This window comes from Streptomyces sp. NPDC048521, assembly GCF_043199855.1.
Lineage (GTDB): Bacteria > Actinomycetota > Actinomycetes > Streptomycetales > Streptomycetaceae > Streptomyces.
In genome coordinates, this window is sequence record NZ_JBICWR010000001.1 from 97,879 (window position 1) to 114,386 (window position 16,508).

A 16,508-nucleotide genomic window follows, 5' to 3' on the forward strand; every position below is an offset into this window, starting at 1 on the left:
CGGCAGCGTCGGCGCTGGTCGTCGACGCGCTCGGTGCGGCCCTGGGCGTCCAGGAACTCCAGCAGCGGTACGGCCACCCGGCGGGTGGTGTCGAGCGCGCGCCGGGCCTCGCTGAGCGTGAACGGTTGTGGCAGGGCGCGCAGCACGGCGGCGGCCTCGGCGTCCGCGCCGGGCAGCAGCACGATCCCGTCGGCGATGCGCAGCAGGGCACCGGCGGCCACCGCGGCGGCCAACGCCTTGCGGTCGAGGCCCAGTTCGCCGAGCCGGGCGGACTCGGGCGCGCGGAACGGTGCCCGGGCCAGGTCCCGGCGCACGGCGTCCACGGCCGCGCCGACGGCCGGGGGCAGGGCGGGCCCAAGGCTCTCGGCGGGGTGCAGCCGGCCCTGCCGGGCGTGCAGTCGCGGCGCCGCTTCGGCCAGCGCGTCGACCAGGGCGCGGTCGGGCAGGCCGAGCAGCCGGCGGGCCGCCTCGGTGGGCAGCCCGGGGTCGAGCGGATGGGCGCGGGCGTGTCGGGCGACCTCGGCCGTCAGCCGTTCCTCGAGGGAGTTCCAGTACGCCGCGTCGGCCAGCCAGTCCCGTGCGACGGGTCCGCAGGGTGCCGGGACGCCCATCGCCCGCAGGTCGGTGCTTCGGATCAGCTTGCGGCGGCGCAGCTCGGCGGCACCGTCGGGGCGGCCGGTCATGCCGGCGAGTTCGGCCGCCCTGGTGCGGCCGGCGCCGCGCCGGGCCAGCCGGGGCGGCCGTACGTCGAGGACGGTGACCCCGCAGGGCAGACGGCTCCCGCCGGGCTCGCGCAGCACCGCGCGGTCGCCGACCCGCAGGGGCAGTCCCCGGCCGAGGGTGAGCCGGGCGGTGTCCGCGCCGAGCGGACGGGCGGCCACCGGTACGGCGGCGGTGCCGATGTGCAGGGTGACGGAGCGGGGCAGGTCGGCCACCGGTTCGCCGGTGACCCGGACGTCGATCAGCTCGGTGGACAGCCAGCGGTCCGGGGTCAGCAGCACCTGCCCGCGGCGCAGGCCGTCGTCCCCGTGGCCGTGCACGTTGACGGCGACGCGGGCCACCCCGCTGACGGCCGTCCGCTCCTCGTGCAGACTCTGCAGCCCGCGCACCCGCAGCACGGCGTCGCCGTCCCCGGTGACCAGCCGGTCGCCGACCCGCAGGGTGCCCGCGCCGAGGGTGCCGGTGACCACGGTGCCGTGACCGCGGACGGTGAAGGCCCGGTCCAGCCACAGCCGGACATCGGCGTCGGCGTCGGGTACGGGCAACTCGTCCGCCAGACGGGCCAGTTCGGCGCGCAGCTCGTCCAGGCCCGCGCCGGTGACCGCGCTGACCGCGACCGACGGCACCTTGCCGAGCGAGGTGCCGGCCAGGCGCTCGACGGCGTCTGCGCGTACGGGTTCGGGGTCCGCGAGGTCGCCGCGGGTCACCGCGAGGACGGCGTGCCGGACGCCGAGTGCGTCGAGGATCGCCAGGTGCTCCTGCGACTGGGGCTGCCAGCCCTGGTCGGCGGCGACCACGAACAGCACGGCGGGCACGGGCCCGACGCCGGCCAGCATGGTCGCGACGAACCGCTCGTGCCCGGGTACGTCCACGAAGGCGAGGTGTTCTCCGTCCGGGTCCAGCCTGGTCCACACGAAACCCAGGTCGAGGGTGAGGCCCCGGCGGCGCTCCTCCTCGTAACGGTCGGGCTCCATGCCGGTGAGGGCGCGGACCAGGGCCGACTTGCCGTGGTCGACGTGTCCGGCGGTGGCGAGGACCCGCATCGCTCCTACCTCTCCGCAGCGGTCGGTGCCGGCCGCCCGCCGGTTCCCGGCGCCGCTGTGCGGACGGCCCGCGCGAGGTGCTCGTCGTCCTCCGCCGGCACCGCCCGCAGGTCCAGGAGACAGCGGCCCGCCTCCAGGCGTCCGACGACCGGGACGCTGCCGGTGCGGAGCGCGGCGGCGTACGGCTCGGGCAGCGACAGCGCCGCGCTGGGCAGAACGACCCCGGGGGCGCCTCCGCCGCCGACGGTGGCGGCGCACTCCACGGCCCGTACGTCGATGCCGTCGGCGGCGAGGGCGGCGGCGAGCCGGTCGGCGCGGGTCATCAGGCGGGCCGGGTCGGCGGTCAGGGCGAGGGCGGTCGGGGTGGGCGGGCCGGTGAGCGTGGCCTCGAGTGCGGCCAGGGTCAGCTTGTCGACGCGCAGGGCGCGGGCCAGCGGGTGCCGGGCAAGGGTGCGGACCAGGTCCTGGTCGCCGAGCAGGAGTCCGCACTGGGGTCCGCCGAGCAGTTTGTCGCCGCTCGCGGTGACGAGCGCGGCGCCCGCGCGGAGCTGGCTGCCGGCGTCGGGTTCCTCGGGCAGGGCGGGGTGCGGCGCGAGCAGTCCGGAGCCGATGTCGACGACGACCGGGACACCGAGGCCGGCGAGGTCGGGGACCTCGGCCGCCCGTGTGAAACCGGTGATGCGGAAGTTGGACGGGTGCACCTTCAGCACGAAACCGGTGTCCGGGCCGATCACGTCGGCGTAGTCGGCGGCGGTCGTGCGGTTGGTCGTGCCGACCTCACGGAGCCGCGCGCCGGTGGAGCCGAGCAGGTCGGGCAGTCGGAAGCCGTCGCCGATCTCCACCATCTCGCCCCGGCTGACGACGATCTCCTTGCCTGCGGCGAGCGCGGTGGCGGCGAGCACCAGCGCGGCGGCGCCGTTGTTGACGACGTGCACGGCACCGGCGGACGGCACCCGCTCGTGCAGGGCGGCGAGGGCGGAGCGTCCCCGGCGGGCCCGGACACCGGTGGACAGGTCGAGTTCGACGTCCGTGGGTCCGGCGGCCTCCTGGACGGCCTGCCGGGCGGCGGCCGACAGCGGGGCCCGGCCGAGGTTGGTGTGCAGCAGCACCCCGGTGGCGTTGATGACCGGGCGCAGGCCGCCGGCGGTGCCGGGCAGCAGGGCGAGGGCCGTCTCGGGTACCTGTTCCGGCGCGATGCTTCCTTCCCGGGCCTGCTGCTGCGCCTGCCGGACGGCGGCCTTCACGACCCGCGCGCCGAGCCGGTCGACGGCCCCGGAGAGACGGGGGTCGCGCAGGAGCAGATCGGTACGCGGGACACGACGGCGTACGTCGTCGCCGTCGCCCGCGGGCCGTACGCTCCCGGCGCCTCGGGGGCGTCCCGGGCCACCGGAGGCGGGGCCTTCAGCAGGGGCGGGGCGTGCCGCTCGGGCCGGCTCGGCGCCCTGGCCGACGGGCGCCGGCGGTCCGGCCGCCCCGGTCCTCTCCGCCGCCGCCCGCGGTGTCACCCGCTGCTCCATGCCGCCCTGTCCCTCCGGTCCGGCCCTTGCCCGTACAGGCTGCGCCCATCGTCTCCCAGTGCCCCGGGCCCGCCGCTCGACACGCCGGGAGGGACGTTGGCGCCGACTTTCGTCCGGGTACCCGTCGCCGCATGAGTGACCGCGACCGGCACGACCACGACCACAGCCGACGGCACGAGGAGGCCACAGACGCCGAGCCGGCGCCGGCCCAGCCGTTCGCGTACCCGTACCCGGAGCGCCGGGCGGAGGTCCGGCGCCGCGTCAGCGAGGCCGCGGCTGTCGCGGACACGCCGCCGGGCATCCCCGGGGGCTTCGGCACGACCGGCTCCGCCCATCCGCCCGTCCGCTCCGGCCGGGACACCGCGTCGGGTACGGGAGCGGCCGAGCCGGACGGTGACGACGGGGGCCGGTGACCGTACGCCTGCCGGCCGAACACCGACCAGTGACCAGTGACCGTGCGGCGTGCCGACCCTGCGCTCACGGCCGCCGATCAGTCCCGCCGAGCACAGCCCCGAGCCGGACGGTGACGACGAGGGCCGGTGAACGGGGCCGGCCGATGACCGGAGAGCTTGCCGGCCGGACACCGACCAGTGACCGTGCGGCGTGCCGGCCGCCGATCGCTCCCAGACCCGAGCCGGTCGGTGAGCGGCCGAGACAGCCCTGCCCGGGCGGTCTGTCCGGCCGGGGAACGGCGGACGCCAGCCGTCCCCGGCCGTCTGTACCGCCGCCCTGCCGTACCGCCGCCCTGCCGTACCGCCGCCTTGCCGCCCCTCTGACTGCCGTACCGCCGCCCCGCCCTGCGGTCACCGCCGCCGCGTAGTGATCACCCTGTCGGCCCTCCGGGCGGCTGGGGCGCTTCGGAGGTCTTACAGCGTCCCGCCGGGCCGTGGCCGGTCGTCCGTGGCGTCGGTGACCGTGTGCGGCTGCGGCCGGGGTGGTGGGGCGTCGCCCGCGGTGAGGTGTTCCAGCACCTCGACCAGCTCCTGGCAGGCCTTCTCCACCGAGCGCCGGGTGGTGCGCTGCTCGGTGATCACGGCGGACAGCAGCAGCGCGGTCAGGGCCATGGCGCCGTTGAAGGCCTGCAGTTTCACCATGACCTCGATCCGGCTCAGCCCGGCGAAGGCCCCGACGCCGTCGGTCGCGGCGACGGTGGCCACCACGGAGGTGAACAGCGCGCACAGGACGCTGCCGACGAGCTGGAAGCGCAGGGCGGCCCAGATGATGAGCGGATAGACGAGGAAGAGCATGCTGATCGAGCTGTGGACGGCCAGCGGTACCAGAGCGCAGGTGACGACGGCCAGCGCGGTCGCCTCCTTCCAGCGGCCCAGCGGTGGCGGCCGGCGGGCACGCCGCAGCAACAGCAGCAGCGGGGTGACGATCAGGACGCCCATCGCGTCCCCGACCCACCAGGCCAGCCAGACGGGCCAGAAGCTGTGCGTGGCCAGCCGGTCCGTGACGAACAGCAGGCCGACGCCGACGGTGGCGCTGATCAGCATGGTGGCCAGGGCGCCCAGGAACACCAGGGCGAGGCCGTCCCGCAATCGGCTGAGGTCGTTGCGGAAGCGGGCCCGGCGCAGCAGGAGCGCCGCGCACACGGGTGCGGCGGTGTTGCCCACGAGGACGGCGAGCACGTCGAGGCGGGGGGTGGTGACCGACAGCACCGCGAAGAAGGCGCCGAGTGTGATGCCGGGCCAGCAGCGCAGGCCGAAGATGAGCAGGGCGGCGACGGCGACCCCGGTCGGCGGCCAGATGGGGGTGACGACGGCGCCCTCGACGGACAGCCCCCGCAGCAGGCCCAGCCGGCTCGCCGCGTAGTAGCAGGCCGCGACGGCCAGCACCTGGACGATGTAGCCGCCCGGCCGGCGCAGATCCTCGTAACCCACCACAGCAGCAATCTCACACCGATGGCCCCGGGTCGGCGAGGCGAGGGAGGTGGATGTCCGGCCCTATGGCTGAATGCCGGGCCGGCCGTGGAGTCCGTCGAGGCCCACGACGAGGACGGCGGCGTCGTCCTCGTGTCCGACGCTCTCGGCCCCCTTGATAACGGCGGCGGCCAGGGCACGGGCCTCCAGACCGGCGACCGCGGCGATGCCCGCCAGACGCACGACCTGGTCGAGCCCGTCCTCGATGGTCAGCGACGGCCCCTCCACCACGCCGTCCGTGACCAGGACGAAGACCCCGCCGGTGGTCAGCCGGTGCCGGGTCACCGGGTACTCCGTCCCCTTCTGGATGCCGAGCGGCGGTCCTCCCTCGTCGTCGACGACGCCGGACTTTCCGTCCGCCGTGGCCCATACGAAGGGGATGTGGCCGGCCCGTGCGCTCTCCAGTACTCCGGTGGCCGGGTCGAGCCGCATGAAGGTGCAGGTGGCGAACAGGTCGCTGCCCAGGGAGAGCAGCAGGTCGTTGGTGCGGGCGAGGAGTTCGCCGGGGTGGCCGGTGACGGAGGCCAGGGCGCGCAGGCCGGCCCGGACCTGTCCCATGAAGGCGGCGGCCTCGATGTTGTGTCCCTGGACGTCACCTATGGACAGCCCGACCCGGCCGTCGGGCAGGGGGAAGGCGTCGTACCAGTCGCCGCCCACGTTGAGGCCGAGGTTGGCCGGCGTGTACCGCACCGCCAGATGCAGACCGGGTGCTGCGGGCAGGTCCCGGGGCAGCATGCCCCGCTGCAGGGCGAGGGCCAGCTCGACCTGGCTCCGTTGCAGCTCCGCGCGCTGGCGCGCCTGGGCGGTGAGCGAACTGAGTCTGGCCAGCAGCTCGTCGCCTTCGTCCGGGGAGCGCTTGCGGGGCATCGATCACTTCCGGCGGGGCGGTGGTCCGCGGTGGACCGGCCGCCTGGACAATCGGCAAATGCCTAGATTTTACCCATATAGGATGATCTCGCCCCATCGGGTGGCCGCGATGCGGTCCCGGTCAGCGGACTTCGGAGTCGATACCGGTGATGACGGCCGGCCCCAGGGGTGCGCTTCCCTCGTCGAGTCCCGCGTCCCTGAGAGCGGAGCCCGCGAGGCGGCGGGCCTCCTCCTCGGCATGCGGGCCGGTGTCCGCCTCGACGGTCAGGCGGAGGGTGAAGGTGTTGTCCTCGTTGACGCTGAGCACGTCCAGGTCCTCGGCGCTGCCCATCCGCGTGCCGTGCGGATCGGCGGGCCGGAGCGCGCGAGCCAGCCTGGTTCGGGTGTCCGCCGCGACTCCCGTGGTGAAGGTGCCGGGGACGCTGATCACGTAGGTCGTCATGACGATCCTTTCCTCGGGCCCCTCGCCTACCCCGATTCACGGCGTTCGCACAGCGGCTCGGACATCGGTGAGCACCGCGCGGCGGCTCACAACGGGGAGTGGGCCACCGCCAGCACATAGGCGCCGAACAGCAGGGACACCACGGTGAGGGCGCCGTGGACGAGGACCGCCTTGGCCGGTCGCAGCCGCCAGGTGCGGGCGAGCGCACGGGCCATCGGGATGAGCAGGGGGAAGGCCGGCAGGAGGAAACGCGGCTTGGAGGAGAAGGAACCCGAGCCGCCGACCACGAGCACGATCAGGACCCCCGTGTAGACCACCAGGGCCAGCGGGGCGCGGTCCAGGCACAGCAGCGCGAACAGCAGGACGCACGCCGCGATGATCACCAGAGCCGCCGGGTAGACGAAGCCGCCACCGTGCAGGAGCAGCGCCCTCAGGAAGCGCAGTGAGCCCGCCCCGAAGTCGAAGCGGGAGTCCCAGGCGCTCTGCACCGTGAGGTACCCGCCGAGCAGGTCGCCCGTCCGAGTGCCCACCCACAGCACATAGCCGAGCCAGCCCAGCGGCGCCAGTACGGCCCCGGCCCACAGGCTCACCGGGACCCGGCCTCGCTGCCGCAGCGCCTCGTACGCGGCCGCGAGGCCGACGGCGACCGCCACCGCGAATCCGCTCGGCCGGGCCAGTCCGGCCGCCGCGGCCAGCGAACCCGCCCACAACCAGCGGCCCTTGAGCACGCAGTACAGCGACCAGGCGGCGAGCGCGGCGAACAGCGACTCGGTGTAGGCGATGGTCAGTTCGACGGCATGCGGCAGTACGGCCCACAGGGCGACCAGTGCGGTGGCGACGCCCCGCCCGTACAGATGGTGGCCGATGACGTAGACGCCGTACGCGGCCGCGCCCGCCGCGGCCCAGGCGATGAGCACCGCGGCCTGCCCCGGGGTGAGCGGCGCGACGGCGGTGAGCGCCCTGATGAGCGCCGGATACAGCGGGAAGAACGCCCAGTCGGTCTGGATCGCGCCCTTCGGGGTGATCCAGATCAGGTGGCCGTAGCCCTGGGTGGCGATGTGCAGGTACCAGCGGGAGTCCCAGGAGTGCGCCAGGTTCCTGACGAGCGGGTGTCCCCTGAGGTCGTTCGTGAGGATCACCACGAGGATCCCGGCGACCCGGACGGCCGCGAACAGGGCGAGGGCCGGGAGCGCGCCCTCGCAGATCCCGCGCCGGACGATCCGTGGCAGGGCCGGGCGGCGGAGGGAACCGGACGGGGCGGTCGGCTCGGGCCGGGGGACGGAAGAGGTGCTCACGATCTTGACCTTGGGCAGGCCTGTCGGGACATGCAATCCGCGACCCGGGTTTCTCACCCACTTCCACCCTGATTCAGGAACGGGCCCGGAGACCAGGGCACATCCTCGCTCCGGCCCTCGCTCCGGCCGTTGGTCCGGTCCGTGTCCGGTCCTCGGTCCGGCACCCCCCCGACAGACCGCCCGGATGATCGAAGTAGGGTGTGATTACCATATGAGCGCTGCCTAGCTCGAAAGATAGATCTGTGACTGTCAACGACGACTCGTTCACCAACTGGAAGATCCGCGAGGAGATCGCGGAGTCGATGATCCCGCTCATCGGGAAGCTGCACCGCGAGCGGGACGTGACCGTCCTGCTGCACAGCCGCTCCTTGGTGAACAAGTCGGTGGTCAGCATCCTGAAGACGCACCGCTTCGCCCGGCAGATCGCGGGTGCGGAGCTGTCGGTCACCGAGACCATGCCGTACCTGAAGGCCCTGACCACCCTCGACCTCGGGCCCTCCCAGATCGACCTGGGCATGCTGGCCACCCTGCACCAGGCCGACGACCGCGGCCTGAGCGTGGCGGAGTTCACCGCCGAGGCCGTCGCCGGTGCCACGGGCGCCAACAAGATCGAGCGCCGTGAGCCGCGCGACGTCGTCCTGTACGGCTTCGGCCGCATCGGCAGGCTCGTCGCCCGCCTGCTGATCGAGAAGGCCGGCTCCGGCAACGGCCTCCGGCTGCGCGCCATCGTCGTCCGCGGTGGCGGCGGCCGGGCCGCCGAGGATCTCGTCAAGCGCGCCTCGCTGCTGCGCCGCGACTCCATCCACGGCCAGTTCCAGGGCACGATCACCGTGGACGAGGGCCGCAGCACGATCGTCGCCAACGGCAACGAGATCAAGGTGATCTACGCCGACGACCCGTCGTCCGTGGACTACACCGAGTACGGCATCCGCGACGCCATCCTCATCGACAACACCGGCAAGTGGCGCGACCGCGAGGGCCTGTCGAAGCACCTGCGCCCCGGCATCGACAAGGTCGTGCTGACCGCGCCGGGCAAGGGCGACGTCCCGAACATCGTGCACGGCGTCAACCACGACACCATCAAGCCGGACGAGCAGATCCTGTCCTGCGCCTCCTGCACGACCAACGCCATCGTCCCGCCGCTGAAGGCGATGGACGACGAGTACGGCGTGCTGCGCGGCCACGTGGAGACCGTTCACTCGTTCACCAACGACCAGAACCTGCTGGACAACTACCACAAGTCCGAGCGCCGTGGCCGCTCCGCGCCGCTCAACATGGTGATCACCGAGACCGGTGCCGCCTCCGCCGTCGCCAAGGCCCTGCCCGACCTCAAGGCGAAGATCAGCGGCAGCTCGATCCGCGTCCCGGTGCCGGACGTCTCGATCGCGATCCTCAACCTCCAGCTGGCCCGCGAGGCCACCCGCGAGGAGGTCCACGACTACCTGCGCGAGGTGTCACTCACCTCGCCGCTCAAGCGCCAGATCGACTTCATCACGGCGCCCGACGCGGTCTCCAGCGACTTCATCGGCTCGCGCCACGCCTCGATCGTGGACGCCGGCGCCCTGAAGGTCGACGGGGACAACGCGATCCTCTACCTCTGGTACGACAACGAGTTCGGCTACTCCTGCCAGGTCGTCCGGGTCGTCCAGCACGTCTCGGGCGTGGAGTACCCGACGTACCCGGTGACGGCCGTCTGACGGAGACCCACCGCGTGCATGCGGCCGCCGACCGGGGTTCCGGTCGGCGGCCGTACCGCCGGGTCGCGTGGGGTCAGGCCGAGACCGGCCCGGCGCACGCGCCCGCGGCACACGCCGTGAGCCACTGGTCGAAGTCGGCGTCGTAGCGGGTGCCGATGCCGTCGTGGTAAACGGCGTATCCACCGGCGTAGTCACCGACGCGGAAGCGGGCGAGCACGCGCTGGATGTCGTCGGGGTGCTTCTCGACCATGTAGCGCACGGCGAGGTAGCCCCACGCGTAGGTGCGGGTCACGTCGCTGTTGTCGTAGGTGTTCTCGAACAGGGTGCTGAGCCGGTACGTGTGCTTCCCGGCCTCCTGGACCGCCTGGTCGTCGGCGAGGCCCCGATAGCTGTAGGAGACGTACTCGGCGAGGCCCTCGATCCACCACACGTCCGGCACGGAGATCTGCCGGCCGAAGTCGCCCTGCATGTCGTCGCGGGCGTCCAGGAAATGCGTGTACTCGTGGTCGAGGTTCCAGATCCGGGCCACATAGCCGTCGTCGTGGTCCTTCTGGTACATGATCGAGGTGGCCTGGTCGGCCGGGTCCGACGGGTCGCCCTCGAGGGTCATGCCGCCGTTGTCGGTGCTGATGCCGTAGATGGCGCCCGCGTAGGTCTGGTAGTCGGCGCGGTCGGCGAAGACCACGAGCTGGATGGTCGAGACGTACTGGCCGGGTATCGGGCCGTCGGCCCTCACCAGGGAACGGACGTAGGCGTCCTGGCGCAGCACGCTCGCACAGGCTGCGTCGAAGTCGGCCGCGGTCAGGGCCTGGGCGCGGATGGTGACGTTCGCGTCGCAGCGGTGGATCGTGGGCAGGACGGCCCTGGTGAGCTTGTCCGGCAGGTCGCAGACGTCGTAGTACGCGCAGTCGGCGGTGTCGTAGGAGTGCGCCTGCGTGGCCACGGCAACCCAGAGCCCGGCCGTCGGCCCGACGATCTCCGTCCCGTCCAGCAGGTCTTTCGTCAACGGACGTACGGTTTCCCGCAGTTGGGGATGCTCGACGTAACGGGCCACGTTCATCCCGGCGTTGGAGTCCAGGAAGGCCAGACTCGTGCCGAGAAGGTCCGTGTTGGCCAGCGCGAAGTCGTAGAGGGTGTCGATGACGCGCGGGTCGGCCTCGACCGCCTTCACGTACTCCGGGTTCCAGTTGCCGCGCCAGAGAGGCGTGTAGACGTCGTTGACGGCCCGGATCATGCTGTCGACCGAGTCGTAGGAGCTGTCGTAGTCACTCAGCAGCCGCCGGTAGACGTACAGGTAGCGGCCCTGCTGGTCGGCGCTGTCGGTCAGGACGACCGTCTCGCCGAGGATGTCGCCGTTGGCCGCGCTGACGTCACGCGAGTGGGGGCGGCCGAAGAAGGTGTCGAGACCGGCGGTGACGGCGGTGGTGAGCCGGGAGGTGTACGCACCCACGTCACCGGAGTGGTTGAACTGCGCGTAGTAGCCCGCGCGCAGGAACAGGACCAACTGCTCCAGGCTGCCGGAGTTGTCGCCGCGGTACCGGTCGGCCGTGCTCTTGAACGCCTTCGCCACGGTCAGCATCTGGGTCTCGCGGAAGACGTCGTGCGCGTCCTTGCCGGTGACCGGGAAGAGGGTGTTGACGCAGTCCGTGGACGAGGCCTTCACGAAGGAGACGAGGGCGGATCCGGTACGGCTGCCGAAGTCGGCGGGGGCGCAGGAGGACGCCCTGGCGTCGGATTCGCCCCTATGACGGGGCGTCAGCGTGTCTGGCTGCGGGGCAAGTCGGGCGGGGCTGAGTCGCTGGGACGGGCTCGTGGGGCGCTCGGTGGCCGTGGTGGTCGCACCGGTGGGCGACGGCGGCGGAACGGTCTTCCGGGGTGCGGCCGCCGCCGCGCCGGTGTGCGGCTGTGGTGCCGCCGACGCCGGTGCGGACAGCAGGCCGGCCATGGTCAGGCAGACGGCGGTGGCGCCGGCCATGCGTCTGGCCGTCCGGCCGGACCCGCGCCCGGACAGCGCGAAGCGATAGCGCATCTGGGGTTCCTCCACGAAGGGATGCGCCTCGGTGGGGTGTCGAGGCGTGTGAGGCACTGTCCCAGTGCGCCCACCGCTCCAACAATGGTGTGTGACATAGCACATGACACACACCGCTCATAACATCGCGGTGCGTGTGTGCCGTGGTCCTACGCCCCGGTGCCGTTCCAGGTCCGCGAGGCCCAGGTCCGCAGGTGCGGAGCCTGGGCGACGAGGTCGCGGTACGCGGCCGTGGCGGACTGGAGCACCGTCTCGACCACGTCGTCGGTGACGGTCTCGGGCCGCCAGGCCAGCACATAACGGCACCACAGCGGGGAGCCGGACAGGGGCTTCACGACGACGTGCGGGATCGGCCGCAGCGTCGGCTGCACGAGCGACACGCCCAGACCGTCGGCGATCATGCTCTGCAGCTGTGTCTGGTCGCCGAGGAACTCGTGCACGGTGACCGGGGCGAACCCGGCCGTCGTGCAGGCGTCGTAGAACACCCCGGGCCAGCCCGCGCCGTCGTCAGGGGTCACGAACCACTCGTCGTCGGCGAGATCGGCGAGCTGGACCTGGGCGCACTGCCGGAGCCGGTGCCCGGAGGGCAGGGCGACGAACGTCGGCTCGGTGACGATGCCGCGGTGCCGCACGGCGCTCGAGTGGCGCAGCTCCATGCCCGGATAGTCGGCTGCGATGGCGATGTCCGCCGCGCCCTCCTCCAGCAGTTCCACGATCCGCGAGGAGGCGTAGACGCTGTTGACCGCGAGGGACAGTTCCGGCAACCGCGTGCGGACCCGGGAGACCGTGCCGGAGAGCATGGGCGAGTTGGTCGCGGCCACGCGCAGGGTACGGCGGGGTCGCTCGGCCGCCGGGCGGTGACCGATGGCGTCGGCCCGGGCCAGGACGTCGCGGGCCTGGGCGACCACCTCGGCGCCGTAGCGGGTCGGGCGCACCCCGCTCGTGCCGCGTTCGAAGAGCGGCTCGCCCAGGTGGCGCTCGATGCGCCGCAGCTGGGTGCTGACGGCCGGCTGCGAATACCCGAGCTGTGCGGCGGCGCGGCCCACGCTGCCCGCGTCGGCGATCGCGCACAGCACCCGCAGGTGCCGAAGCTCCAGCTCCATCCGTCCACTCCCCGTTCGTCCCACAACCGGTCCCCCACGAGCGCGCGTCCCTCGGGAAACCGGTGCTCACAGCCACCCCGGCCGTGGTCGCGACCGGCGGACCGAAGCGTTCCATTGTGCCCTCGCCCGCACAAGCCAGGGACCCGCCGCCCGCACCCGCCCACGATCGGTCGGGCACCGGTACGCCAGTGCCCCGTCACGTCCCGACGAGCCCGACCGCCGCGCTCAGCGGCGACACCCCGGCGGACCCGACCGCCCCTCAGCGACCGCCCGGCGAGCCGGCCGCCCTCCGCTGCCGTGGTCCGGCGAGGCGCGGCCTTCGTCCTCAGTGGCGGCCGAGAAAAGTGGGGACCCGGCGGAGCCCGCCCTGCCGGACGGACCATGCGGAGAAGGACGCGAAGACGGTCCGCCGGGATCGTCGATCGCGAAGGCGGTCCGGCCGGATCGTCGATCACCCGCACGGTGATCCGGCCCTGGCCGGGAGTGGAACACCGTGATGGGTCACCGGACGTGGCTGCCCGCTCCCCGCCACGGAGGAGCCCGCGGCCGAAGGGCGACGCGCGGGCACCTCGCGTGTCCGGCGGCGCCGCACCGGCGGGAATCCGCGTCGCGGCGGGTCGGCCCCGCTGGAGTCCGGGTCCGCAGGCGCGTGCCACGACCGCGACATCGCCCGCCTGGCCCGATCGTGCGCGCCCCGATGTGGCCCCGCCCCGGGTCGCCCAGGCCGTGTCGCGGCCGGTGGGCTCGGTGCTGCCTCCTGCGGAACGCCCAGGCCGGCCGGTCCGTCCTTGAGTACGTTGACAGGCACCTGCCGGCATGTTGCTATGAGGCGCTGCCCTGCCGGATCCGCGCCGCGTCGCACGCCGTTCGGGCACCGGATCGACGGCCGCCTGACCGGGGGCGGCGCCCCCGGAACCAGAGCGAGGACCCATGCCGCAACGTGCCGCGACCATCGTCGGCGGCGGTATCGGCGGCCTCGCTGCGGCCATCGCCCTGCACCGCCGGGGCTGGCGCGTCGAGGTACTGGAACGGGCCCCGGAGTTCACCGAGGTCGGCGCCGGGATCTCCCTGTGGCCGAACGCGCTGCGCGCACTGGAGGTGCTCGGCCTGGCCGGCGCCGTCCGGGCACTCGGCGCCGTCGAGGCCGCGGGCGGCGTACGCGACCGCCGGGGCCGCTGGCTCTCCCGTACGGACAACGCGGAGCTGACGCACCGCTTCGGCCATCCCCTGGTGGTCCTGCACCGCGCGGACCTGTTGCGGGCGCTCACCGAGGCGCTGCCCGCCGACAGCCTGCGCTCGGGCAGCGAGGTGTCCGCCGTCCGCGACGACGGCCGGCACCTGACCGTCGATCACCTGGGCGGCGCGTCCCGGCCCGACCTCGTGATCGGCGCCGACGGGCTGCGCAGTGCCGTCCGCCGCGCGCTGTGGCCCGACGCGGCCGGCCCCCGGTACGCCGGGTACACCGCCTGGCGCACGGTCACCGAGCCGCTGGCCGAGCCCCCTTCCGAGGGCGGGGCGATCTGGGGCCGCGGGGCGAGGTTCGGCTACACGGCGCTGCCGGGCGGGCGGATGTACTGCTTCGCGACCGCGTCGCTGCCGGCCGGGACGGCCTCCGGCGCGTCCGAGTACGCCGAACTGCTGCGCCGGTTCGGGTCCTGGCCGGATCCCGTCCCCGCCCTGCTGGCCTCCGTCCCCGCGGACGCGGTGCTCCGGCACGACCTGTACGATCTGCCGCCGCTGCCCTCCTTCGTCCGCGGCCGGGTCGCGCTGCTGGGCGACGCGGCCCATGCCATGACCCCCAATCTCGGCCAGGGCGCGTGCCAGGCGCTGGAGGACGCGGTCACCCTCGCCCACTGCCTCGACGGCACCCCGGGCGTGGGCGCCGCGCTCCGCTCGTACGACCTGCTGCGCCGCCCGCGGACCCAGGCCGTCACGCGCCGCTCCGCCCGGCTGGGCGCGGTCGGCCAGCTGTCCTGGCCGCCTGCCGTGCTGCTGCGTGACACGGCCGCCCGGCTGACGCCGGCGCGGGTGGCGCTGCGTTCCATGACGCCGGTGCTCGGCTGGACCCCGCCCGGTGACCGGGTGACCGCGCCGCGCAACGGGGGCCACTGATGCCGGACTGGACGTATCACCCGCTGCGCGGCGCGGCCGCCGCCGTCCTCGGCCGGCGCCGTTCCCAGCGCACCGCCCTGGGGCTGCTGGCGTGGATCGGCTCCCGCCCCGCCGGGGCGCGGCTGATCGCCCGGGGCTTCGGCCACCGTCACCCGCCACGACGGCTCGCCGGGGAGGTAGCCGGCGTGCCCGTGAGGGTCCGCCTCGGTATATCCGTCCCGCCCTCGCTCGCCCGCGAGGCGGTACGCGCCATGCCGCCGCTCGGGGCGGGTTTCGTCGAGGTGGCGCCCGTCTCGGCGGCCGACGCGGAGACGGTACGCGAGGCCGCTGCCGGCCGCTCGATCCCGCTGGTCGTCCGCGCCGGTGACCCGGAGGCCGAGGCTGCCCTCAAGTCCCATGTCGACGGTTTCACCAGCGGCGACGAGCCGCTGGTGGTCCGTGTGTCCGACCCGTCGGTGACGGCCGCCGCCACCGCGCTCGAGGAGCCGGGTGCCGTCGTGCTCGCCCGGCCCGGGGTGCTCGTCGAGGCCGGACCCGGCTGGTTCGCGCGGGTCACCGAGGCAGCCACGCCCACCGCGCAGGCTCCGGTGCTGCGGGACGTCGGCCGTGATCCCCGCCGCTGGCCCGCCTGGTGGTGGGCGCTGCTCGTCGGGCTCGGTATGACGGGTGCCGGACTCGGCGCCGCGGCGATCACGCTGGGGCCCGTGCTGCTCTGGTACGACCACGACTACCTCGGCATGATGCTCCAACAACTGCATGCCGCCAACCACCGTCTCGTGCACTTCCTCCAGCACGACCGGATCACCATGGCCGGCACGATGGTGGCGATCGGCGCCCTCTACACCGGCCTCGCCGTGGGCGGGATCAGACGCGGCTGGCCCTGGGCCCGCGAGGTGTATCTGCTCTCGGGGGCGATCGGCTTCCCCACCTTGTTCTACTTCCTTGCCACCGGCTTCGTGGAACCCTTGCACACGGCCACCGCCCTCGTGCTGTTCCCGATGTTCGTGGCCGCGGTCCGCCGGACCCCGCAGGCACCGCGGTGGCGCCTGGCGCCCGAGGGGCCGGAGCCGGAGCGCCGACGGGCGCTGACCGGCCAGCTGCTGCTGATCGTCACGGGAGTGGGTCTGTTCGTCGGCGGAGCGGTGATCTCGGTGGTCGGTCTGACCGGTGTCTTCGTACCGACCGATCTGGCCTTCCTGGACACCGGCACGCGGACGCTGCAAGCCGTGAACCCCCGTCTCGTGCCCTTCGTCGCCCACGACCGTGCCGGGTTCGGCGGCGCCCTGATGGCCGCCGCGGTGGCGATCGTCCTGCTCAGCGCGTGGGGCTGGCGGCGGGGCGAGAGCTGGGTGTTCTGGACCCTGGCCGCGGCGGCGGCCGCCGGCTCCTGCCGGCCGTCGTGGTGCACGGCGCCATCCACTACACGGACTTCCTCCATCTCGCGCCGGTCTACCTGGGCATCGTCACGACCGCCACCGGCCTGCTGCTCGCGCGTCCGTACCTGTGTGCCAAGGCGCCGGCGATGCCGAAGGACTGACGACGTGGGGGTGCGGGTGCCGGAACAAATCAAGGTGATCGGTTTCGACAACGTCGACGAGAGCGCGTTCCTGGTGCCCTCGCTGTGCACAGTGGACGTGGGCCACGACCTGGTGGCCGAGCGGGCGGGCGGCCTGCTGGTCGCATCGCAACGACAGCCGACGCCCGGCTAGCATTGCCTAAAGCCTTTAGGCGGACTCCGTAATCCGTCATGTCAGACAGGGG

General features: G+C 73.5%; 11 protein-coding genes and 1 pseudogene. 4 read left to right on the forward strand and 8 right to left on the reverse strand.

Going from position 1 to position 16,508, the window contains the following annotated elements; translation table 11 throughout:
- Positions 1-20: 20 nt before the first annotated feature.
- A pseudogene (locus ACGFRF_RS00480) lies at positions 21-1,763 on the reverse strand (SelB C-terminal domain-containing protein); the annotation flags it as partial.
- Between the two features lie 5 nt (positions 1,764-1,768).
- Positions 1,769-3,280: an L-seryl-tRNA(Sec) selenium transferase gene (gene selA / locus ACGFRF_RS00485; RefSeq protein ID WP_393735681.1), complete on the reverse strand. Its 1,512-nt coding sequence runs from the start codon at positions 3,278-3,280 to the stop codon at positions 1,769-1,771.
- A gap of 131 nt (positions 3,281-3,411) precedes the next feature.
- Here selA and ACGFRF_RS00490 point away from each other — a divergent pair, with 131 nt between their 5' ends.
- The gene (locus ACGFRF_RS00490) at positions 3,412-3,693 is read left to right on the forward strand and encodes a hypothetical protein (protein ID WP_393735683.1); all 282 of its coding nucleotides are present in this window, start codon (positions 3,412-3,414) and stop codon (positions 3,691-3,693) included.
- 453 nt (positions 3,694-4,146) lie between these two features.
- Here the strand turns inward: ACGFRF_RS00490 and ACGFRF_RS00495 are convergent, their stop codons facing one another.
- The 4 genes from ACGFRF_RS00495 to ACGFRF_RS00510 all read right to left on the reverse strand — a co-directional run bounded on the left by ACGFRF_RS00495 (position 4,147) and on the right by ACGFRF_RS00510 (position 7,806).
- The gene (locus ACGFRF_RS00495; protein ID WP_393735685.1) at positions 4,147-5,166 is read right to left on the reverse strand and encodes an MASE1 domain-containing protein; all 1,020 of its coding nucleotides are present in this window, start codon (positions 5,164-5,166) and stop codon (positions 4,147-4,149) included.
- Positions 5,167-5,226: 60 nt separating this feature from the next.
- Positions 5,227-6,069, reverse strand: a complete 843-nt coding sequence (locus ACGFRF_RS00500) for a PP2C family protein-serine/threonine phosphatase (protein ID WP_393735687.1) — start codon at positions 6,067-6,069, stop codon at positions 5,227-5,229.
- 121 nt (positions 6,070-6,190) lie between these two features.
- Positions 6,191-6,511, reverse strand: coding sequence for a hypothetical protein (locus ACGFRF_RS00505; protein WP_393735689.1), 321 nt, complete (start codon positions 6,509-6,511; stop codon positions 6,191-6,193).
- Between the two features lie 86 nt (positions 6,512-6,597).
- Positions 6,598-7,806, reverse strand: a complete 1,209-nt coding sequence (locus ACGFRF_RS00510; RefSeq protein WP_393735691.1) for a hypothetical protein — start codon at positions 7,804-7,806, stop codon at positions 6,598-6,600.
- A gap of 242 nt (positions 7,807-8,048) precedes the next feature.
- On the opposite strand from ACGFRF_RS00510, the gene ACGFRF_RS00515 reads away from it, so the two are divergent.
- Positions 8,049-9,503, forward strand: coding sequence for a glyceraldehyde-3-phosphate dehydrogenase (locus ACGFRF_RS00515; RefSeq protein WP_393735693.1), 1,455 nt, complete (start codon positions 8,049-8,051; stop codon positions 9,501-9,503).
- 73 nt (positions 9,504-9,576) lie between these two features.
- Here the strand turns inward: ACGFRF_RS00515 and ACGFRF_RS00520 are convergent, their stop codons facing one another.
- A complete protein-coding gene (locus tag ACGFRF_RS00520) occupies positions 9,577-11,532 on the reverse strand; it encodes a collagenase (RefSeq protein WP_393735695.1) in 1,956 nt (651 codons plus the stop codon).
- A 149-nt stretch (positions 11,533-11,681) separates the two neighbouring features.
- Positions 11,682-12,635 (reverse strand): LysR family transcriptional regulator, encoded by a 954-nt coding sequence (locus ACGFRF_RS00525; protein WP_393735697.1) that lies wholly within the window; start codon positions 12,633-12,635, stop codon positions 11,682-11,684.
- A 930-nt stretch (positions 12,636-13,565) separates the two neighbouring features.
- Here ACGFRF_RS00525 and ACGFRF_RS00530 point away from each other — a divergent pair.
- Positions 13,566-14,747 (forward strand): FAD-dependent monooxygenase, encoded by a 1,182-nt coding sequence (locus tag ACGFRF_RS00530; RefSeq protein WP_393735699.1) that lies wholly within the window; start codon positions 13,566-13,568, stop codon positions 14,745-14,747.
- Positions 14,747-16,456, forward strand: coding sequence for a substrate-binding domain-containing protein (locus ACGFRF_RS00535; RefSeq protein WP_393735701.1), 1,710 nt, complete (start codon positions 14,747-14,749; stop codon positions 16,454-16,456). Before ACGFRF_RS00530 ends, ACGFRF_RS00535 begins: the two co-directional genes overlap by 1 nt.
- The last annotated feature ends 52 nt before the right edge of the window (positions 16,457-16,508 follow it).

Coding starts and splice junctions, on each gene's coding strand:
- selA (WP_393735681.1), bottom strand. CDS start 3,280: ATGGAGCAGCGGGTGACACCGCGGGCGGCGGCGGAGAGGACCGGGGCG.
- ACGFRF_RS00490 (WP_393735683.1), top strand. CDS start 3,412: ATGAGTGACCGCGACCGGCACGACCACGACCACAGCCGACGGCACGAG.
- ACGFRF_RS00500 (WP_393735687.1), bottom strand. CDS start 6,069: ATGCCCCGCAAGCGCTCCCCGGACGAAGGCGACGAGCTGCTGGCCAGA.
- ACGFRF_RS00505 (WP_393735689.1), bottom strand. CDS start 6,511: ATGACGACCTACGTGATCAGCGTCCCCGGCACCTTCACCACGGGAGTC.
- ACGFRF_RS00520 (WP_393735695.1), bottom strand. CDS start 11,532: ATGCGCTATCGCTTCGCGCTGTCCGGGCGCGGGTCCGGCCGGACGGCC.
- ACGFRF_RS00525 (WP_393735697.1), bottom strand. CDS start 12,635: ATGGAGCTGGAGCTTCGGCACCTGCGGGTGCTGTGCGCGATCGCCGAC.
- ACGFRF_RS00530 (WP_393735699.1), top strand. CDS start 13,566: ATGCCGCAACGTGCCGCGACCATCGTCGGCGGCGGTATCGGCGGCCTC.
- ACGFRF_RS00535 (WP_393735701.1), top strand. CDS start 14,747: ATGCCGGACTGGACGTATCACCCGCTGCGCGGCGCGGCCGCCGCCGTC.